This window comes from Roseococcus sp. GW821-FHT12F05 (assembly GCF_058806835.1).
Genome location: NZ_JBXAQB010000003.1, coordinates 563926 through 582974 on the forward strand (window position 1 = coordinate 563926; position 19049 = coordinate 582974).

At 70.6% G+C, this 19049-nt stretch carries 16 protein-coding genes; 9 read left to right on the forward strand and 7 right to left on the reverse strand.

The window, feature by feature from the left end; all coding sequences use genetic code 11:
• The first annotated feature begins 80 nt into the window (after positions 1-80).
• From AC1ROY_RS11075 to AC1ROY_RS11085, 3 genes are read left to right on the forward strand one after another with little or no spacing between them, the layout of a single operon-like run.
• Positions 81-1313 carry a CaiB/BaiF CoA transferase family protein gene (locus AC1ROY_RS11075; protein WP_493148862.1) on the forward strand — a complete coding sequence of 411 codons (1233 nt, stop codon included), beginning with the start codon at positions 81-83 and terminating at the stop codon, positions 1311-1313.
• Between the two features lie 13 nt (positions 1314-1326).
• On the forward strand, positions 1327-2481 hold the full coding sequence (locus AC1ROY_RS11080; protein ID WP_493148863.1) for a thiolase family protein: 1155 nt from the start codon (positions 1327-1329) through the stop codon (positions 2479-2481).
• Positions 2482-2486: 5 nt separating this feature from the next.
• Positions 2487-2897: a Zn-ribbon domain-containing OB-fold protein gene (locus AC1ROY_RS11085; protein WP_493148864.1), complete on the forward strand. Its 411-nt coding sequence runs from the start codon at positions 2487-2489 to the stop codon at positions 2895-2897.
• 132 nt (positions 2898-3029) lie between these two features.
• Here the strand turns inward: AC1ROY_RS11085 and AC1ROY_RS11090 are convergent, their stop codons facing one another.
• Both AC1ROY_RS11090 and AC1ROY_RS11095 read right to left on the reverse strand, forming a co-directional pair.
• The gene (locus AC1ROY_RS11090) at positions 3030-3683 is read right to left on the reverse strand and encodes a DUF1028 domain-containing protein (RefSeq protein WP_493148865.1); all 654 of its coding nucleotides are present in this window, start codon (positions 3681-3683) and stop codon (positions 3030-3032) included.
• Positions 3684-3819: 136 nt separating this feature from the next.
• A complete protein-coding gene (locus tag AC1ROY_RS11095) occupies positions 3820-6123 on the reverse strand; it encodes a penicillin acylase family protein (RefSeq protein WP_493148866.1) in 2304 nt (767 codons plus the stop codon).
• An 80-nt stretch (positions 6124-6203) separates the two neighbouring features.
• On the opposite strand from AC1ROY_RS11095, the gene AC1ROY_RS11100 reads away from it, so the two are divergent.
• From AC1ROY_RS11100 to AC1ROY_RS11115, 4 genes are read left to right on the forward strand one after another with little or no spacing between them, the layout of a single operon-like run.
• The gene (locus AC1ROY_RS11100; protein WP_493148867.1) at positions 6204-7769 is read left to right on the forward strand and encodes an ABC transporter substrate-binding protein; all 1566 of its coding nucleotides are present in this window, start codon (positions 6204-6206) and stop codon (positions 7767-7769) included.
• Positions 7766-8980, forward strand: a complete 1215-nt coding sequence (locus tag AC1ROY_RS11105; protein ID WP_493148868.1) for an aminotransferase class III-fold pyridoxal phosphate-dependent enzyme — start codon at positions 7766-7768, stop codon at positions 8978-8980. The genes AC1ROY_RS11100 and AC1ROY_RS11105 overlap by 4 nt, the downstream gene beginning before the upstream one ends.
• Positions 8981-10558 (forward strand): ABC transporter substrate-binding protein, encoded by a 1578-nt coding sequence (locus tag AC1ROY_RS11110; protein ID WP_493148869.1) that lies wholly within the window; start codon positions 8981-8983, stop codon positions 10556-10558.
• Positions 10559-10611: 53 nt separating this feature from the next.
• The gene (locus AC1ROY_RS11115) at positions 10612-11823 is read left to right on the forward strand and encodes an amidohydrolase (protein ID WP_493148870.1); all 1212 of its coding nucleotides are present in this window, start codon (positions 10612-10614) and stop codon (positions 11821-11823) included.
• Here AC1ROY_RS11115 and AC1ROY_RS11120 read toward each other — a convergent pair.
• From AC1ROY_RS11120 to glsA, 5 genes are read right to left on the reverse strand one after another with little or no spacing between them, the layout of a single operon-like run.
• Complete coding sequence (locus AC1ROY_RS11120) at positions 11820-12860, reverse strand: lipid A deacylase LpxR family protein (protein ID WP_493148871.1); 1041 nt, start codon at positions 12858-12860, stop codon at positions 11820-11822. The genes AC1ROY_RS11115 and AC1ROY_RS11120 overlap by 4 nt on opposite strands.
• 17 nt (positions 12861-12877) lie before the next feature.
• Entirely contained in the window at positions 12878-13390 is a 513-nt protein-coding gene (locus tag AC1ROY_RS11125; protein WP_493148872.1) for a DUF1269 domain-containing protein, read from the reverse strand.
• A gap of 20 nt (positions 13391-13410) precedes the next feature.
• On the reverse strand, positions 13411-14394 hold the full coding sequence (locus AC1ROY_RS11130; RefSeq protein WP_493148873.1) for an asparaginase: 984 nt from the start codon (positions 14392-14394) through the stop codon (positions 13411-13413).
• Positions 14391-16043, reverse strand: a complete 1653-nt coding sequence (locus AC1ROY_RS11135; protein WP_493148874.1) for an MFS transporter — start codon at positions 16041-16043, stop codon at positions 14391-14393. The genes AC1ROY_RS11130 and AC1ROY_RS11135 overlap by 4 nt, the downstream gene beginning before the upstream one ends.
• A gap of 13 nt (positions 16044-16056) precedes the next feature.
• Positions 16057-17001 (reverse strand): glutaminase A, encoded by a 945-nt coding sequence (gene glsA / locus AC1ROY_RS11140; protein WP_493148875.1) that lies wholly within the window; start codon positions 16999-17001, stop codon positions 16057-16059.
• A 335-nt stretch (positions 17002-17336) separates the two neighbouring features.
• Between glsA and AC1ROY_RS11145 the strand changes: the two genes are divergently transcribed.
• Positions 17337-18422 (forward strand): helix-turn-helix domain-containing protein, encoded by a 1086-nt coding sequence (locus tag AC1ROY_RS11145; RefSeq protein WP_493148876.1) that lies wholly within the window; start codon positions 17337-17339, stop codon positions 18420-18422.
• 178 nt (positions 18423-18600) lie between these two features.
• Positions 18601-19035, forward strand: a complete 435-nt coding sequence (locus AC1ROY_RS11150) for a Rap1a/Tai family immunity protein (RefSeq protein ID WP_493148877.1) — start codon at positions 18601-18603, stop codon at positions 19033-19035.
• The last annotated feature ends 14 nt before the right edge of the window (positions 19036-19049 follow it).

Genomic DNA, 19049 nt, shown 5'->3' on the forward strand with positions numbered 1-19049 from the left:
GCGGGGGCCTTGCCTGTGAGGCCGCTGCCTCATAGGGTCCGCCGGATTTGTCTGTTCCCTTAGACAAAGGATGCCCCCGAATGCCCGACCGCATCTGCCACACCGCGCCCGCCGCGCCGCCCAAGGGCCCGCTGCACGGGCTCCGCGTCATCGACGCCGGGCAGATGATCGCGGCCCCGCTCGCCTGCACCATGATGGCGGACTTCGGCGCCGAGGTGATCAAGATCGAGCATCCCACGCAGGGCGACGCCATGCGCACGCGGCCGCCGGAGAAGGACGGAAAGTCCCTCTGGTGGAAGGTGATTGGCCGGAACAAGCGCAACGTCACGTTGAATCTCTCGAGACCCGAGGGCCAGGCGCTGCTGAAGCGGCTCGTCGAGCGCGCCGACATCCTGGTCGAGAACTACCGTCCCGGCACCTTCGAGCGCTGGGGGCTCGGCTATGAGGAGCTTGCGAAGATCAATCCGCGCCTCGTGATGGTGCGCGTCTCCGGCTACGGCCAGACTGGCCCCTACGCCCAGCGCGGCGGCTACGGCACGGTGGCCGAGGCCTTCACGGGGCTGCCCTCCTTCACCGGCTTCCCGGACGGTGCGCCGACGCTCAGCTCCTCCTACGCGCAGGCGGACAGCGTGGCCTCCACCTTCGCCGTGATGGGCGCGATGTTCGGCGTCTACGAGCGGCTGCGCTCGGGCAAGGGACAGGAGGTGGATGTCAGCCTCTACGAGCCGCTGTTCCGGCTGATCGAGTTCCAGGCCATCGCCTACGACCAGATCGGCATGGTGCGCGAGCGCATCGGCAACCGCTCCACCACCGACAGTCCGCGCAACGCCTACCGCACGCGCGACGACCGCTACATCACCATCTCCGCCTCGACGCAGAAGAGCTTCGACCGGCTGGCGGACGCGATGGGCATGGCGGAGCTCTCGACCGATCCGCGCTTCACCGACGGGCTGCTGCGCCAGCGCAACGCCGACGTGCTGGACCAGATCATGGCCGGCTGGTTCCTACGGCATGATTTCGACCATGCCCTGAAGATCCTGGAGGAGGGTGAGGTGGTCGCGGGGCCGATCCTCACCATCGCCGATATCTTCCAGGATCCGCACTACGCGGCGCGGGAGACGATCGTCCCGGTGCCGGACGCGGATTTCGGCACGGTGCGCATGCAGAACGCGATCCCGCGCATGTCGCGCACGCCGGGCCAGGTGCGCCATAGCGGCGGCGCGCTCGGCGAGGAGAACGAAGCGATCTGGCTCGATGAGATCGGGCTGTCGCGCGAGCAGTACGACAGCCTGCGCGCGGCGAAGGTGATCTGAGAAGGAAGCTCGAATGGGTCCCGGCTATGAGGGCGTCTATGTCGTCGGCACTGGCCAGACGAAATACGAGAAGAAGACCGACAAGCCGGTCCAGCGGCTGATCTGGGAGGCCTCGGACCTCGCGCTTCGCTCCGCCGGCCTTGGCTTTCGCGACGTGGATGGGCTGGGCATCACCTGCTTCACCCTCGGCCCTGACAACGTCACCACCATGACGGAGCATATGGGGCTGACCTGCCGCTGGCTCTTCCAGGGGCTGTACGGCGGCGCCTCCGGCGTCTCGGGCATGCTGCAGGCGGCGCGGGCCATCCAGCACGGCGATGCCGAGGTGGTGATCATCCTCGCCGCCGACGCCTTCGACGTCACCTCGCACATGAACATGTCGCGCAACCCCGGCCAGCACGACTACATGGGCCCCTGGGGCTATGGGGCGGCCAACGGCATCTTCGCCATGCACACGCGGCTCTACATGAAGGAGTTCGGCGCTGTCAGGGAGGATTTCGGGCGCCTCTGCATCGCCCAGCGCGAGAACGCCATGCTCAACCCGAACGCGCTGCTGCGCACGCGGATGAGCATGGAGGACTACCTCAACGCCCGGCCGGTGGCGGACCCGCTGCGTCTCTTCGACTGCGTGCTGCCCTGCTGCGGCGCCGACGCGGTCGTGCTGGCGAGCGAGGCGGTGGCGAAGCGGCTCGACGTGCCGCTGATCCGCATCCTCGGGGGCGGCGAGGTGCACAACCATCCGGCCCAGGAGATCTACGGCTTCAGCGCCGGCTGGGAGACTTTTTCCGAGCGCATGTGGACCACCGCCGGCCTCGGGCCCAAGGACATGGACTTCGTGCAGCTCTACGACGACTACCCGCTGATGGAGTTCGTGCAGCTGGAAGGCATGGGCTTCGCCCCGCGCGGCGGCGCCGGCGCGCTCATCCGCGACAACGACTGCACGGTGCGCGGCACGCTACCCATCAACACCGGCGGCGGTCAGCTCTCGGCGGGCCAGTGCGGCGCGAGCGGCGGCATGATCGGCGTGTACGAGGCGGTCACGCAGCTCCGCCACGAGGCCGGCGATCGCCAGGTGCCGGACGCGAAGCGCGGTGTCGTGGCCGGCTACGGGCAGGTCTCCTACGGGCGCGGGCTTTCGGCCAGCGCCTGCGTGCTGGAGCGGGAGTGACGGCGATGGCGAACGACCTCAAGCCCATGCCGCGGATCACCCCGATCAACCGGCCTTTCTTCGAAGCCTGCAACGCCGGCGAGCTGAAGCTGCAGCGCTGCGTGGCCTGCGCGAAGCACGTCTACTTCCCGCGCGTCTGCTGCCCCCATTGCGGCGGCGGCGAGCTGGAATGGGTGGCGGTGTCCGGGCGCGGCATCATCCGCACGCACACGCTGGTGCGCCGGCCGCAGCACCCGTCCTTCTTTCCGGAAGCGCCCTACCACGTGCTTGCGGTGACGCTGGAGGAAGGGCCGCTGATGTACAGCCGTCTCGCGGGCCAAGCACCAGAGGATGCGGATCTCATCGGTCGGAAGGTGAGGGTGGTGTTCGCGCAGGAAGCACCCAACCAGAAGCTGCCGTTCTTCGAACTGGCGTAGCGAGGGCTCTGCCCGTTGTCTCCGCTTCGCGGCCAACCCCGTCGGGCTTTCGGCCCTGGACCCTAAAACTGATCGGAGATGCAAGAACCTGAGGTTCTTGCTGGGGTGCTCGAGGGGCAAAGCCCCTCGAATTCAGAACCCCGGCGCGCTGTCCGCGTTCACGGCCCGCGCGACATAGGCCGCCTGCTGCGGCTCATACCGCGCCCAGAGTCGGCGCAGCTCCGCCACCGGCTCGTCGTGCCAGTCCACGCGCAGATCCACCACCGGCCAGTCGAAGCGATCCGCCACCAGCAGCCCCGCGCCGCGCTCGTCGTCGAACTCGCCGCCCGCTTCCAGCCCGGCCTCCAGCGCGCGCATCAGCCGCTCCGCCAGCGGTGCGCCAGCGCTCGACGCGAAGGAATCCACCATCGCCTGCGGCACGCCGGTATTGGCAAGCAGGTTGCCCATCGACACGCAGTCCGGCCCCGTCGCGACGGCGTGCTCCGGCATCGCCTTGCCGCCGGAGAACCAAGCCACCCCGCCCATCCGGTCCACCACCGCGACCTGCCGATGCTCCACGCCCCGCGTCGAGCGCAGCAGCAGGTCCACCACGGCCTGCGCGCCGAGCCCCTGCCGCAGCAGCACGAGCCCCTGCGGCCCCAGCGCGGGATCGGAGAGGTTCTGGGTGGACACCGCTCCCATCGGCCCGGCCCAGGCGCAGCGCGCGGCCGTCGCGATGGAGGAGGAGGTGACGATGGTCCCGAAGGCCCCGGTCTCGGCGCAGCGCGCGGTCAGCGAATAGGTCATGCCAGAAGAGTCACCTCGCCAAGAGAATCCGGCCGCAAGCCGGCCGGCACCGCCCACTCCACCTTCGGGCCCGGCGCGACAGCGGCGCGGCGAAGCCAAGCCGCCATAGGCGGCGCCCGGCGTTTGAGGGCGGCAATCAAGGCCGCAGAACCTGCCGGCTCTGCGCTTCCGCCTCAAGCCCATCCCAGCCGTAGCGCATCGGCGTCATCTTCGCGGCTGCCCAGGTCTTGTGCTGGTCGGCGTAATGCGGGCTGCCCGGATGGCCGGAGGTTCCGTGGAACACGGTCCAGAGGCTGTTCTCCCAATCGCCCACATCGAAGGCATAGCGCGACAGCGCACCATAGGCCGTGCGCGGCCCGGCCGGGGCGATCATGCCGTTGGCCATGACGCAGTCGCCGTCGCCGCCCAGCGGCTCGGCCACCGGATCGAGCACCGGGGCCGCTTCGGGAAACAGCGGCGAGAGCGGATGCGCCAGCTTCGGCCGATGCACCTCGCCCCAGTTCTCCGGAATGGGCGTCGCGGCCACCTCGTCGAGCGCGGCCTGCATCAGCCCGTCCCAGCTCTCGCCCTGGAGCAGGCTGGCGTCGTCGGCGCGCAGCAGCGCCGGCAGTGCCCACCAGAGCTGCATCAGCGGCGCCACGCCCGGCGAGGGCTGGAGGTAGGGGTGCGAGGCCAGCGCCCCGAGCCCGCTCACCGCTGCGAGCCGTTTCGTCAGCGCGACGCGGAAGGCGATGTAGCGCGACGCCGTGACGGAGGACGCCTCCATCCGTGCATCCCATCCGGCGATCTGTGTGCGCAGCGCCTCGGCCGCGCCGGTGCAGCTCTTCAGCGCCTTGAGCCTCGTGAGAAAATCGCCCGCCGGCTGCGACAGCACGTCGCCATGGATGGCCGCCGATCCCGCCGGGCTGCGCGTCGCCGGATCTGTGGTGAGCAACGCCGCCACGCGCCGCGCACGATAGGGTGGATGGCAATCCGTCAGCAGATAGTCCGGATGGTCGTCCGCCGCGATGCGGTTGTTGGCGGTGACGATGATCCCGCCCTCGGGGTCATGCAGCACCGGCATCTCCTCATGCGGGATCCAGCCCTGCCATTCGTGCGCGCCGGTCCAGCCGGGCATGGGCAGCCAGCCGCATTCCCGCCCGCGCCGCGGCAGCCGCGCGCGCAGCAGCCAGCCGATATGCCCCTCGATGTCGCCGGCCACGAGGTTGTGGTCGATCAGCCCCCAGCCGCGCGTGGCCGCATAGAGCGACTTCACGTCGCCGGCGCGGAGCATGCGCGGGAGGCAGTCGAAGGAGAGGTCGGTCTCCGCGAACTGCACGCTCTTCAGCGTCAGCGCATGGCCCGAGGCCGGATCGCCCGCGATGACCGGCCCGTGCCGCGTCTCCACGATCTCCACCTCGCGCGGCGCCGCGCCGCGGATGGCGACGGTCTCGACGCGCCGTTGCACCGGCTCCCACATCTCCTGGAACATCGCGTGCTCCGCGCCCTCGTCGAAGCGCTCGACATAGAGGTCGTGGATATCCGCGAAGCCGTGCGTGACGCAGTAGGCGACCTTTCCATTATGGGCGAAGTGCGGGAAGCCTGGCACGCCCGGCACGGTGAGCCCGATCACGTCGAACTCCGGGCAGGCCAGATGCCCCTGCGCGTACATGTTCGGCAGTTCGAGCACGCGGTGGGGATCGCCCGCCAGCAGGGGCCGTCCCGTCGCGCTGAGTCCCGCCGAGACCGCCCAGTTGTTGCTCCCGCCGCCCGTCGCGTCAGGCTCCGCGGCTTCCATCAGCGCGGCCACGGCCGGCGCGAGGTCGGCGAGGCTCGCCCGCCAGCGATCGGCCTCCGCACCCTGCGGAAGCAGCAAAAGGTCGCGGCCGCCGTCGTCGTAGCGCAGGCTGGTCACGGCCTCGCCCGCCACCGGCAGCGCCGCCGCGCGCCAGAGCTTGAACCAGACCGAGCCCATCAGCAGCCCAAGCCGCCGCATCACCGCGATGGTGTGCCAGCCCTCCCAGGGCTCGGGCGTGGCGCCGAGCAGCCGGTACTCGATCGGCACCGGCGCGCCCGAGGCGAGGAAGGCGTTCACGCCAGCCGCGTAGGCCTCGATCATCATCTTCGCCTCGTCGCCGAGGGCCGCCGCGTCGCGCCGGCTGGCGCCCTCCACGCCGAGCCGCCGCGACAGCGCATCCGCCGCGAAGGCCGAGGGCCCGAGCCATTCCGCGCTGCGCCCCAGCGCGCGGCGGCGGTTGAGCTCCATCTGGAAGAGCCGGTCCTGCGCATGACAGAAGCCTTGCGCGAAGAAGGCGTCCTGCATGGACCCGGCGCGGATGTGCGGGACGCCCAGATGGTCGCGCAGCACGATCACCTCGGCCTCCAGCCCGGGCAGGGTGATCTCGCCCGCGAGGTCCGGCACGGCGCGCCGCGCGGCCTCTCGCAGCTCTTCCTGGTTCATCCGGATCCTGTCCTCCCTGCTGGACGCGCGTCGCCCATAGGAAATACCCTCCCGCACACAGCGAACAGGGATGCTCGGCCATGACACCGACGAAAATCACCCGGCGTGGTGCGATGCTCGCTTCCGGCGGGATCTCCTTGCCCTGGATCGCGCCGCCCGCAAGGGCCGCCGGCACCGCCAATCTCGTGCTGGAGAGCGAGGTCGTGATCCTCGATCCGCACGCCACCACGGCCGCCATCACGCGCACCTTTGGCTACCACGTCTTCGACACGCTCTTCGCCATGGACGGGCAGGGCATGATCCGCCCGCAGATGGTGGCGGCCTGGGAGACCAGCCCTGACGGCCTCGCCTGGAACTTCCGGCTGCGCGACGGCCTGCTCTGGCACGACGGCGCGCCCGTCACGGCGGCCGATTGCGTGGCGAGCCTGGAACGCTGGGCGCCGCGCGACGCCCAGGGCCGCATGCTCTGGGCCGCCAAGGCCGAGCTCGTCGCGGTGGATGCGAAGACCTTCCGGCTGACCCTGACCCGGCCTTTCCCGCTGGTGCTCGACGTGCTGGGCAAGCCCAATGCGCCGCTGCCGGTCATGCTGCCTGAGCGGCTGGCCCGCGTGCCCGTCGAGACCCGCATCCGCGAGATCGTCGGCAGCGGTCCCTTCAAGTTCCGCCCAGGCGACTGGCGCCCCGGCAACTACATGATCCTGGAGCGCTTCGCCGGCTATGTGCCCCGCGAGGAGCCCAATGACTTCCTCGCCGGCGGCAAGCGCGTGCATCTCGACACGATCAACCTGCGCGTCATGCCCGACCAGGCGACCGGCGCCTATGCGCTGATGGCCGGCGAGATCGACTACATGCAGTACCTGCCCTTCGACCTGCTGCCGCGGCTGGAGCGCGCGCGCGGCGTGAAGCTGCTGGGCCTCGGCGGCATCCATATGTTCCAGGGCAATTTCCGGCTCAACCACGCCGCCGCGCCGATGGACGACCCCGCCATCCGCCGCGTGCTCTGGCACTGCGCCGACCAGGCCTCGGTGCTGACCGCCATCGGCGTGCCCGAGCGCTTCCGCGCGCCGCCATGCCCCTCCTTCTTCATGTGCGACGGGCCCTTCGACAGCCGCGCCGGCGCAGAGGCCGTCGGCGTGGACGTGGAGGTGGCGAAGCGCATGCTCGCCCAGACCTCCTATCGCGGCCAGAACCTCATCTTCATGACGGTGGCCGGCAGCATCAGCCAGACCGCGGCCCAGGTGATGATCCAGAACATGAAGCTCGCCGGCTTCAACGTCGAGGAGCAGCAGATGGACTGGGGCACGGTGCTCGCCCGCCGCGCGCGGCGCGAGGGCTGGCATGCCTTCGGCGTCTACTCCAACGGCACGGACATGTTCTCGCCGCTCACCCATTTCTACGTGTCCAACACCTGCGCCGACTATCCCGGCTGGGACTGCGACCGCGACGTGGAGCGGCTGCTCGGCGCGTTCGCGCTGGCGCCCACGCCGGAGGAGCGCAAGCGCATCGCAGGCGAGATCCAGGCCGCCTCGGTGCGCAACGTGCCCTCGGTGATGTGGGGCCAGTTCACCATTCCCGCGGGCTACCGCGACCGCCTGCGCGACGTGCCGCAGGCGGCCTATCCGATGTTCTGGGGAGTCCAGGCTTGAGCACCGATTCCGCGCTGCGCGAGCGCGCCGCCCGCGTCATCCCCGGCGGGATGTGGGGCCATCTCGACGCGAAGAAGCTGCCGGAGGGCTATCCGCAGTTCTTCGCACGCGGGGAGGGCGGCCATGTCTGGGACGTGGACGGCCGCCGCTACGTGGACCTCATGTGCAGCTGGGGCCCGATCGTGCTCGGGCACCACGATCCCGCGGTGGACGCGGCCGCGCGCCGGCAGGCCGATCTCGGCGACACGCTGAACGGCCCGGCGCCGGTGCTGGTCGAGCTCGCGGAGCGTCTGGTGGACCGCATCCCCGCCGCCGATTGGGCCATGTTCCAGAAGAACGGCACGGACGCGACCACGACCTGCGTCACCATCGCCCGCGCCGCCACGGGCCGCGGCACCATCCTGATGGCGCGCGGCTCCTATCACGGCGCGGCGCCCTGGTGCACGCCGGTGCCGGCCGGCACGACGGAATCCGACAAGGCCCACCAGCTCCGCTTCGAGTACAACGACGTGGCCAGCCTGGAGGCCGCGGCCGATGCCGCCGGCAGCGACCTCGCCGCCATCCTCGTCACCGGATTCCGGCACGACAACGTCGTGGACCAGGAGCTGCCGAAGCCGGAATTCGCCGCCGCCGCGCGCGCCATCTGCGACCGCAAGGGCGCGGCGCTCATCGTGGATGACGTGCGCGCGGGCTTCCGCCTGCATGCGGGTGGCTCCTGGGAGACGGTGGGCGTGCGGCCCGACCTCTCGGCCTGGAGCAAGGCCATCGCCAACGGCCACACGCTGGCCGCCGTCACCGGCAAGGATTCCCTGCGCGAGGCGGCGGCGCGCATCTTCGTCACCGGCTCCTTCTGGTGCTCCTCGGTCGCCATGGCGGCCGCCGTCGCCACGCTGGAGGAGCTGGAGCGGCGCGACGTGGTGGGCCACATCGCGACCCTCGGCCGGCGCCTGCGCGACGGGCTCGCCGAGCGCGCGCGCGGCGCCAATGTGGGGCTGCGGCAATCCGGCCCGGTCTCGATGCCGCTCTTCCTCTTTGACGGCGATGAGGATTTTGCGATGGGCCGCGCCTTCTGCCGGGCCGCGCTCGCCGAGGGGGCCTTCCTGCATCCGCGGCACAACATGTTCCTCTGCGCAGCCCATACCGAGGCCGACATCGACGCGGTGCTCACGGCCTCCGAGGCCGGCTTCGCCGCCATCCGGGAGATGCGATAGATGCACCGCCGCGCCGTCCTTGCCGCCCCCTTCCTCGCCGCCGCCGCCGTCCCGGCCCTGGCGCAGGATGCGCGCACCCTGACCATCGGCCAGAGCGCCAACCCCTCCTCGGTCGATCCGCATTTCTTCAACGGCACCCCGACCAAGGCGCTCTCCGCGCATCTCTTCGACCGCCTCGTGGAGCAGACGCCGGACACCAAGCTGGTGCCGGGCCTGGCGCTGACCTGGAGCACGCTCTCCGACACGGTCTGGGAGTTCCGGCTGCGCCCGGGCGTCACCTTCACCGACGGCCAGCCCCTCACCACCGACGACGTCGCCTTCACCATCGAGCGCGCGCCCAACGTGCCGAACTCGCCCGGCGGCTTCGGCGGCGTGGTGCGCTCCATCAAGCGCGTCGAGGTCGTGGACCCGCTCACCATCCGCTTCCACACCGGGGCGCCGGCGCCGAACCTGCCGAACGACCTCTCCAACCTCGCCATCATCTCGCGCCACGCCGGTACGGGCGCCGCAACGGAGGACTACAATTCCGGCCGCGCCGCGATCGGCACCGGCCCCTACAAGCTCGTCCGCTTCGTGCCCAACGACCGCTGCGAGATGGAGCGCAACGAGGCCTGGTGGGGCCCGAAGCCGGCCTGGGAGCGCGTGACGCTGCGCTTCATCCCCAATGCCGCGGCCCGCAGCGCGGCGCTGCTCTCGGGCAGCGTGGACATGATCGACGTGCCGTCGCCCAACGACCTGCCGGTCTTCCGGCGCGACCCGCGCTTCTCCGTCGTCTCGCGCGAGAGCACGCGCATGGTCTACATCGCGCTCGACCAGGGCCGCGCCGAGGCCTCGCCCTTCGTCACCGACAATGCCGGGCGCGTGCTGCCGCAAAACCCGCTGCGCGACCTGAAGGTTCGGCAGGCGCTCTCGCTGGCGGTGAACCGCGCGGCGCTGGCCGAACGCATCATGCAGGGCACCGCGGTCGCGACTGGCCAGTGGATGCAGCGCGGCGCCTGGTCCTACAACCCGTCCATCGGCGTGCCGCCCTACGATCCTGACGGCGCGAGGCGCCTGCTCGCCGAGGCCGGCTTCCCGCAGGGCTTCCGGCTCACCCTGCACGCCGCCGTGGACGGTCGCCCGACTGACCCTGCGACGGCCCAGGCGGTCGCGCAGATGTGGACCCGCATCGGCATCCAGACCGCCGTCGAGACCATGCCCGGCAACTCCTACAACGCGCGCGGCGCGCGGCAGGAGTTTTCCGCCGGCATCTGGGCCTGGGGCAGCAATTCCGGCGAGGCGGGCTACGCGCTGGTCAACGTCTTCGGCACGCCCGACCGCGCGAAGGGCACCGGCGGCTACAACCGCTCCGCCTATTCCAATCCCGCGATCGACCGGCTGCGCGACCAGGCGCTCGCCACGCTGGACGACAGCAGGCGCGAGCAGCTGCTCATGCAGGCTATGGCGGAGACCATGGCGGATGTGGCGGTGGTGCCGCTCTACCAGATGGTGAACTTCTGGGTGACGAAGCGCGGCATCGCCTATGAGGCGAGCGGCCATGAGCGGAACATGGCCATGCTCGCGCGGCCCTCGGCCTGATCGGGCCTCGCCGCGCATTGGACGGTCGCCGCCCCGCTGGCTAGCCTCGCGGGATGAGGGATGCCCGGAAAGACCTGCTGCTCACCAACCTCCGCCTCGCGGACGGGGGGCCGCCCGGGCGGCGGATCCTGATCCGCCAGGGCCGCATCGGGGAGATCCTGCCGGCCGGCGTGCCAACTCCCGCCGCGGCGGCCATGGATCTGGGCGGCGAGCTCCTGCTGCCCAGCCTGGTCGACGGGCACGTGCATCTCGACAAGACCCTGTTCGGCCTGCCCTGGATCCCGCACCGGGCAGAACCCTTCCGCATGAGCCGCATCGAGACGGACCAGCGCCTGCTGCCGTCGCTTCCGCTGGGCACCGCCGCCCGCGCGGGCGAGCTGCTGCGCCGCTGCGTGATCCACGGCACCGCGCATGTCCGGTCCCATGTCGACATCACCCCCACCTTCGGCCTTTCTGCCCTTGAGGGGGTGCTGGAGGCGAAGCAGGCGCACGCGCATGCCATCACCATGCAGACGGTCGCGTTCCCGCAGGCGGGTGTGATGCGATCCGGCGGCCAGAAGATGCTGGACCTGCTGGAGGCCGCCATCCGTGCCGGCGCCGATCTCGTGGGCGGCATCGACCCCTGCGAGGTGGACCGCGACCCCAAGGGCCAGCTCGACGGCATCTTCGGCATTGCGGAGCGCCATGGCGTCGGCCTCGACATCCACCTGCACGAGCCCGGCGAGATGGGCCTGTTCAGCCTCCAGGAGATCTGCGCCCGCGCGAAGGCCCTGGGCATGCAGGGCCGCGTGACGGTCAGCCACGGCTTCTGCCTGGGCGCCGCGAAGGAATCGAAGCAGGCGGCCGCGGCCGACATGATGGCGGAGGCCGGCGTGGCGCTGGCCACCCACGGCGCCGGCGGCGCGACGCTGCCGCCGCTGATGCTGCTGCGCCGGGCGGGCGTGCGGGTCTTCTGCGGCAACGACGACATCCGCGACACCTGGAGCCCCTACGGCAATGCCGACATGCTGGAGCGCGCCGCCGTCATCGGCTGGCGCGAGGACATCCGGCACGACGATCTGCTGGAGGAGCTGTTCCGGATGGCCAGCTCCGGCGGCGCCGAGGTGCTGGGGATCGCGGATCACGGGATCGGCACGGGCAACCCGGCCCACTTCTTCACCATCGCGGCGGAGAACGTGGCCGACGCCATCGGGCGGCACCCCGCGCGCGGGAAGGTGTTCCATGGCGGCCGGCTGGTCGCCTCGGGCGGGGAATGGATGGGTTAGAAGCGGAAGGCCACCGCAATGGATCCGTATTGCAGCCCGTTCCCCTGCGTCGAGAACTCGCGGCTGCGGACGGTGTAGGTGGCCGTCAGGCGCGTCCGCTTCCACATCAGCGCGAAGCCCAGGTTGACGTCGCCGACCAGCGTCTCGCGGTCGACATGCGGGCCGTCGCGCCAGGTGTTGCCGTCGAGGAAGATGTTGCGCGCCACCGCGCGCCCCTCGACGCCGGCGAAGACGTACCAGCCGAACCCATCCCCCTCCGGCTGGAAGAAGGCCGAGCCCGACTGCGCCGGGCGCGTGCGCGGCGGGCCGAAGTCGGAATTGAGGTTGCTGCCGAGCCGCACCATCAGCCCGCCGCTGGCATAGGTGTAGACATTGCCGAGGCTCGCCGTGATGGCCGGCACGAAGCCGTATTGCAGCCCCTCGATGCCGGTCTCGTAGTTCCAGCGCCATTGCCGCGCGAGGATCGCGTTGATGCCGAACTCGTCCTTGAGCTGGTAGGCCCAGCCATGGGCGATGTCGATGTTCAGCGCGCGGTGCACGCCGTTCTGCACCTGCCGGCCCCAGGCCCCGGGGCCCACGATGCCCATCTGCAGCTCCATGCTGCCGTAGGAGGTCGCGGTGTAGGAGGCGAGCGAGAGGGAGCCGAAGAGAAAGCCGGCATAGGGCCGGTCGCGCGGGTCGGGCGTGGTGCGCAGCGTGTCGGACGGGGTGAAGACGTTCTGGCCGAAGGACACGCCCCAGCGCGGCGTACCGCCCCGGGGGAAGATCAGGCCCAGACGGTCGGTGACCGCGGACATCCAGGCCGGCTGGTCGTAGGAGGGCGAGCGCCAGTCGAGCTGGAAGCCGCTCGTGTAGTTCTTGTCCGTGCCCGCGAAGAGGTCGTTGTCGACCATGAGGGAGAAGGTACCCCGCGGGTCCGGGACCTGCACGGCCTGCACGCGCTCGCCCCGCGTCGGGCCCTCGCCTGTCTGGGCGAGGGCGGGGAGCGCCAGGACGGTGCCGAGAAGGGCGGCCGAGGTGGCAATGCCGAAGCGCATGCGGGGCACCTCTCCGATCAGGCGGAGGGCGTTGCCACGGCGGCCTGCGCGCCGGCCAGCGCCTCGCGCAGCGCCTCTTCCTTCGTCTCGTCGAAGGAGCTGCGCAGGATGGTGCCACCGGTGCCGTGGAGCTCGGCCATCACCTTGTCCGTGGTCATCTTGCGGATCAGCAGGAACAGCGCCGCATGCCCGGATTCCAGCGTCTTCGCCGCCTCCTTCATGAAGTTGTCGTTGATGCCGAGGTCGGTGAGCTTGCCGCCCAGCGCGCCCGAGGCCGCGCCGAGCGCGGCACCCGCCAGCGGCATCAGGAAGATCAGCCCGATCAGCGAGCCCCAGAGCGCGCCGGAGGCAGCGCCCGCCGCGACCGGCTGGAAGATCTGGTTCAGCTTCACCTGGCCGTCGGGCCCTTTCACGGCCACGACCGCGTCGCCGAGCTCGATCAGGTATTCGCGCTGGAGGCCGAGTAGCTTCGCGCGGACCTCTTCGGCCTGGGCTTCGGTCGGGAAGGCGATGACGAGAAGGTCGGACATGTGAAAGGTTCCTTGAGGGATTACTGGTAGTTGGCGAAGGCTGCGGCGGCGGTGCTCTGCCCGCCCCCCGCGCGCAGGACGAGGCCGAGCAGCAGCCGCGCCTTGAGCCCGGAGAGAAAGCCCGCTGGGATGAGCCCGCGGCCCAGCAGGTCGATCTCCGAGCCGGCATAGCCGTAGGTGCGGGTGAAGACCGGCCCGGCCATGGCGCGCGTCGCCAGCACCACGGGCATGCGCAGCGCGAGCTCGCCCAGCAGCGGCGCGGCCTCGGCGGGGACATGGCCTGCGCCCATCGCCTCGATGACGGCGCCGGCATAGCCGAGGCCGGGCAGGGCGCCGAGCAGGCGGCCGTCGTCCCCCATGGCCCATTTCAGCAGGGCCACGGGGCGCGGCGGGCCGCCGTAGCTCGGCAGGCCCGCGATCCGTGGCACGCGGGCATAGAAGCGCGGCCGGCCCTCGGCCACCACGCCGATCGCGCCCAGCAGCGGCGAGGCGAAGGCGGAGGGCAGGGCGGTGTGCGACTTCTGGACGAAGCGCGCCGCATGGATGTCGTAGTTCAGCACGGCGAGCGTGCCGAGGCCGCGCGCCTCGGGCGAGGCCGCGACGCGCGCCGCGGCCAGCAGGTTGGCGGGCCCGTCGGCGCCCGGCGCATCCGCGCCGCGCATGGCGCCGGTGACGACGACCGGCTTGTCGCAGCCGATCAGCAGGTCGAGGACGAAGGCCGATTCCTCGATCGTGTCGGTGCCCTGGATGACCACGGCGCCGTCGAAGCCCGCGGCGAAGCCGTCCTCGATGCGCTTCGCGACCTCGACGAGCTGTCCCGGCTCCAGCGAGGGGCTCGGCAGCCGGTAGGGCGAATGCGCCTCGATCTCCGCGACCTGGGCGAGCTCGGGCACCGAGGCCACGAGCTCGGCCGCGCCCAGCTTCGGCGCGATGCCGCCGCCGGCAGCCGGCACCATGGTGATGGTGCCGCCGAGCGAGAGGAAGAGGAGCCGCGGCCGTTTCATGCGGCGGCCCCGCTTTCCTCCTCGCGCTTCGCCGTGTTCCGCGGCGCGGGAGCATCCGGAATCTCGCCGGGGCGATAGTTGGGCAGGCGGCTGGCCGGGATCATCGCGAGAGCGGCCACGGCGGCCATGATCAGCAGACCGATCTTCAGCGCCTGGAGGCGGGCTTCGGTGTTCACCCTGACGGCCTCGGTCACCACCTCGGGCGCAGCGCCGGTGCGCTGCATGATGGCGAGCAGCTGGGTGTTGTTCACGAAGTTGATGCTCTCGAGGTCGATCTGGCCGATCACCTCCACCGGCAGGCGCGGGTTTTCCGCGATGCGGTACATGATGCCGGCCGAGAGCAGCCCCACCAGCAGCGCGCCCGAGATGGCCGTTCCGACGCCGGCCGCGAGATTCTGCGTGGTGCCGCGCAGCGCGCCGACATCGCCTGCCAGCTCCTTCGGCGCCGCCGTTACCAGCACGTTGAAGACCAGCGTGACCAGCGCCCCCTGGCCGATGCCGAAGGTGATGAGGCCGAGCATGACCGGCACCGCCGACCAGTCGTTGCGCACCACCCAGGCGAGCCAGAGCAGACCCAGGATGCAGAGCGCGAAGCCGCCCTGCGCGATGCGCCGCGGCGTCACCTTGTCGTAGAGCTTCACCACCAGCATCGCCGTGAAGAAGACGGTGAGGTTGAAGGGCATCATGGCGATCGTCGTCTCGAGCGGCGTGCGGCCCTGCACGATCTGGATGTAGAGCGGCACGGTGAAGTTCAGCATGGATTCGAGGCCGACCACGGTGAACATTGCATAGATCGCCGCCCGCTCCTGGCCGGAGGTGATGATGCTGAGGTCGAGCAGCGGCGTGCCACCCCGGGCCTGGACGCGCCGGGTCCAGGCGAGGAAGATCTGCAGCAGGATGATGCCGATCACGATCATGATCGGCGCCGGAGACATGCCGAGGATGTCGAAGGGCGCGGCGGGCCGCGCCACGCCGAGGCCGAAGCGGTTCAGATTGTTGAAGCCGAAGACGATCATGATGATCGCGGCGGCGGCCAGCACCACGCCCACCAGATCGATCTTCACCTCCGGCCGCGCGGCCTGCGGCTTCAGCTTGAAGCTCAGGAAGAAGACGAGGGCCGCCACCACCACCAGGATGCCGAAGACCGGCCGCCAGCCGATGAAGGTGCCGAGCAGCCCGCCGATCAGGAAGGCCGCGACGCCGGCCGCGGCGCGGGCCGAGCCCAGCGCGCCTACCGCCGTCGCCTGCTGCTGCCCGTGATAGTGGTGCGCGATGAGCGCCACCAGCGCGGGAACGATCACCGCCGCCGCGAGGCCGGCCAGGAGCTGCGCCGAGAGCATCACCGTCGCGGCCGGCGCGATCACCATCAGCACCTGGGCGATGGCGAAGACGCCGATCACCACGCGGAACACCTGGGTGGAGCCGAAGCGCTGCACCAGCTTGCCGCCCAGCATCACGAAGCCGGCCACGGCCAGCGAGTACATCACGATGCCGGTCGCGACCGTGGTGGGCGGCACGCCGAAGCTCGCCACCATGCCCGAGAGCGAGACGGGCAGGGCGGCCACGTTGAAGGACATCAGCATCTGCGCCAGGGCGATGGCGATCATGGGGATCCAGGATTCCCGGACCTCGGAGGCTGTCGTGCTCATGGGGTGGGCTCCCTCATTGTTCTGGTTTGGAGGCGAAGAGGTTCAGCCCGAGCCGCTCGGACAGGAATTTCGTCACGAGCTGGCCGCGCACGCTGTTTCCCGCAATGTCCAGCGGCGGCGAAAAGGTGCCGAGGCCGCCCTTGCCGGGCGCGATGGTGACGATCCCGCCGGCGACGCCGCTCTTGCCCGGCAGGCCCACCTCGTAGAGCCAGTCGCCCGACTCCTCGTAGAGCCCGGCCGTGGCCATGACGGCGAGCACGCGCGCGCAGCGGTCGGCGTCCATGACGCGCTCCCGGGTCACGGGGTTCACGCCGCCGTCGGCCAGCGTGGCGCCCATGATTGCCATGTCCCTGGCGGTGACGTTCAGCGCGCATTGCCTGGTGTAGATGTCGGTCGCCTCGTCGGGGTCCGAGTACATGCGGCCGTAGCCGAGCAGCAGCCGCGCGATGCCCTGGTTGCGCTGGTTGGTCGCGGCCTCGGAGACGTAGACCTCCTCGTCCAACTCCAGCTCGCGGCCGGCGAAGCGGGACAGGCCCTCGCGGATGAATTGCCACTTTTGCTCGGCATTGGCGCCGGGGGCGAGGCTGGTGGTCGCGATGGCGCCGGCATTCACCATGGGGTTCACGGTGCGCTCGGGGTTGAGCTCGATCGCCATCACCGAGTTGAAGGCAAGGCCCGTGGCGTTCACGCCGATCTTCTCGCGGGCCTGGCCGCCGCCCAGCGCCTGGCAGACCAGGGCGAAGACGAAGGGCTTGGACATGCTCTGGATGGAGAAGGGGCGCTCCGCGTCACCCACCGCGAAGACCCCGCCGTCGACGCCCGCCACGCAGATGCCGAAGAGCTCCGGCGCGGCCTTGGCGAGGGCGGGGATGTAGTCGGCGACTTTTCCCTCGGCGATATCGGCGTAACGGCGATAGGCCTCCTCGACCAGGGCCGTGACGGCCCCGGCCTCGGGCATGCGTCCCGTCGAGACCGGCCCGGGTGCCGGAATCTCGTCAAGGTGAAGCCGATAATCCATTGAACAAAGGCCTTTCTGCTCCCGAAGTCCTTCCCTGGCATCCAAATTTCATGGACGCGGTCCGCCGGACTGGGTCAGCATTCCCCAGGGATCGCGGCGACATGGTCAGGCTAGGCATTTGCAGGGAGGCGCAGATGGGCCAACAATCCAGCCAGTATCCCTCCTGTCCCGATATCATGCTGATTCGGCGGAAAACGCTGGCGGCCGGGGCGGGGACCTGAGAGGTCTTCTGGCACTCAAATCATTGTCCCGGCATGAGAAGGACGGTCAGAAGCATGCGAGACACCGAAGTCCTTCCGCACGACGACGCCCCTGCACCGGTCGCCGAGCCCAACCGCGGCCTGCTGAAGCCGGTCGGCTTCTCGACCATGGACCTGCCGGTCGGGCAGCAGTTCGAGGCCTGGCGCGACCATTGCCGCTCCGTCGTCGAGATCACGGAATCGCTGGATCCCCGGCCCGGCTATGCCGCGCGCTTCCGCATGTGGAGCTTCGGCCATTTCGCGCTCAGCGCGGTCGAGGCGCCGGCCTGCCGCTTCCAGCGCACCCGCACCCAGATCCGCCGGGATTCGCTGGATCTCTGGCAGATCCACGTGCCGCGCACCGGCTCGCTGCGGCTGCACACGGAGACGGCCCATGTCGCGGTGCCGACGGGCGTGCCCCACATCCTCTCCCTTGACCAGGTCTTCGACGGCGACCGCACGGAGCTGGACTGGCTCTGCCTCTTCGTCTCGCGCGATGCCTTCCCGGGCCTCGGCCCCACCATCGACGCCTGCCGCGACGCGCCGATGACCAGCGCCATGGGCGGGCTGCTGGGCCATTACGTGGAAAGCCTCGCCGACAGCCTGGAGACCATGACGGAGGCGGAGCTGCCGCGCGCCGCCGAGGCCACGCGGGCGCTGATCGCGGCCTGCATCGCGCCCTCCTCGCCCACCGGCTTCGACGCCGAAGCCCATGTGGAGCGCGCCCGGCTCGGCCGCATCCGGCAGATCATCCGGCAGAACCTGCGCTCCACGCGGCTCGGGCCGGAGCGGCTGTGCAAGCTCGCGGGCGTGTCGCGCTCGCAGCTCTACCGGCTCTTCGAGCCCTTCGGGGGTGTCGCGCGCTACATCCAGAGCGAGCGGCTGCGCCAGGCGCACCAGGCGCTCTCGGACCCCTCGAACACGCGCGAGATCATCAAGGTGGCCGAGGATTTCGGCTTCTTCGACCCCTCCGCCTTCAGCCGCGCCTTCCGTCGCGAGTTCGACTACTCGCCGACGCAGCTGCGCCAGACGGCGCAGAGCGGCTGGGTCGCCGCTCCCATCCGCAAGGGCTCCGGCCAGCCGGGCGGGCGCGATTTCGCGAGCGCCCTGCGCCAGATCTGATGCGTCCCGGGGCGCGTTTGGGACGCACGGCACGGGATGGGCATGTCCGGACTATGGCTGCGCCCCCCGCCCGGACCTAGCGTCCCATTGGCGGAATGTGGTCCCATGGGCCACCGCCGCATCCGAAGGCCGGTGCGCGACCTCGCGGAACGCCGGCGGGAGAGGGGAGTTCCTGCTCATGCGTTTCGTCACGACCTTGGCCGGCAGCCTGGCGCTGCTGGCCGCCACCATCGGAGGGGCGCCGGCCCAGACCGGGGCGACTCAGACGGGGGCGACTCCGGCGCAAGCCGGCCCGGTGACCACCGGCAACCTCGCGAGCCTCTGCGGTGCCTCGCTGAGCGAGGAGGTGGGCCATGTCTCGCAGGCCTTCTGCCGCGGCTTCATCATCGGCGCTGGCCAGTATCACTCCCAGATCACGCAGCCGGGCGGGCGCGCGCGGATTTTCTGCCTGCCGACGCCGACGCCGACGCTCGAGGCCGCGCAGGCATCCTTCGTCGCCTGGGCCGCCGCCAATCCGCAATACGCCAGCGAGCTCGCCGTGGACGGCCTGCTGCGCTGGGCGGCCGCCAGCTATCCTTGCCCGACCGCGCCGGCGCGCGGCTCGCGGCGCTGATCCGGAGGGACCAA

Excerpts from the sequence above, each read along its gene's own strand:
- AC1ROY_RS11075 (WP_493148862.1), top strand. The coding sequence starts at position 81 with ATGCCCGACCGCATCTGCCACACCGCGCCCGCCGCGCCGCCCAAGGGC.
- AC1ROY_RS11080 (WP_493148863.1), top strand. The coding sequence starts at position 1,327 with ATGGGTCCCGGCTATGAGGGCGTCTATGTCGTCGGCACTGGCCAGACG.
- AC1ROY_RS11085 (WP_493148864.1), top strand. The coding sequence starts at position 2,487 with ATGGCGAACGACCTCAAGCCCATGCCGCGGATCACCCCGATCAACCGG.
- AC1ROY_RS11090 (WP_493148865.1), bottom strand. The coding sequence starts at position 3,683 with ATGACCTATTCGCTGACCGCGCGCTGCGCCGAGACCGGGGCCTTCGGG.
- AC1ROY_RS11095 (WP_493148866.1), bottom strand. The coding sequence starts at position 6,123 with ATGAACCAGGAAGAGCTGCGAGAGGCCGCGCGGCGCGCCGTGCCGGAC.
- AC1ROY_RS11100 (WP_493148867.1), top strand. The coding sequence starts at position 6,204 with ATGACACCGACGAAAATCACCCGGCGTGGTGCGATGCTCGCTTCCGGC.
- AC1ROY_RS11110 (WP_493148869.1), top strand. The coding sequence starts at position 8,981 with ATGCACCGCCGCGCCGTCCTTGCCGCCCCCTTCCTCGCCGCCGCCGCC.
- AC1ROY_RS11115 (WP_493148870.1), top strand. The coding sequence starts at position 10,612 with ATGAGGGATGCCCGGAAAGACCTGCTGCTCACCAACCTCCGCCTCGCG.
- AC1ROY_RS11120 (WP_493148871.1), bottom strand. The coding sequence starts at position 12,860 with ATGCGCTTCGGCATTGCCACCTCGGCCGCCCTTCTCGGCACCGTCCTG.
- AC1ROY_RS11125 (WP_493148872.1), bottom strand. The coding sequence starts at position 13,390 with ATGTCCGACCTTCTCGTCATCGCCTTCCCGACCGAAGCCCAGGCCGAA.
- AC1ROY_RS11130 (WP_493148873.1), bottom strand. The coding sequence starts at position 14,394 with ATGAAACGGCCGCGGCTCCTCTTCCTCTCGCTCGGCGGCACCATCACC.
- AC1ROY_RS11135 (WP_493148874.1), bottom strand. The coding sequence starts at position 16,043 with ATGAGCACGACAGCCTCCGAGGTCCGGGAATCCTGGATCCCCATGATC.
- glsA (WP_493148875.1), bottom strand. The coding sequence starts at position 17,001 with ATGCCCGAGGCCGGGGCCGTCACGGCCCTGGTCGAGGAGGCCTATCGC.
- AC1ROY_RS11145 (WP_493148876.1), top strand. The coding sequence starts at position 17,337 with ATGCGAGACACCGAAGTCCTTCCGCACGACGACGCCCCTGCACCGGTC.
- AC1ROY_RS11150 (WP_493148877.1), top strand. The coding sequence starts at position 18,601 with ATGCGTTTCGTCACGACCTTGGCCGGCAGCCTGGCGCTGCTGGCCGCC.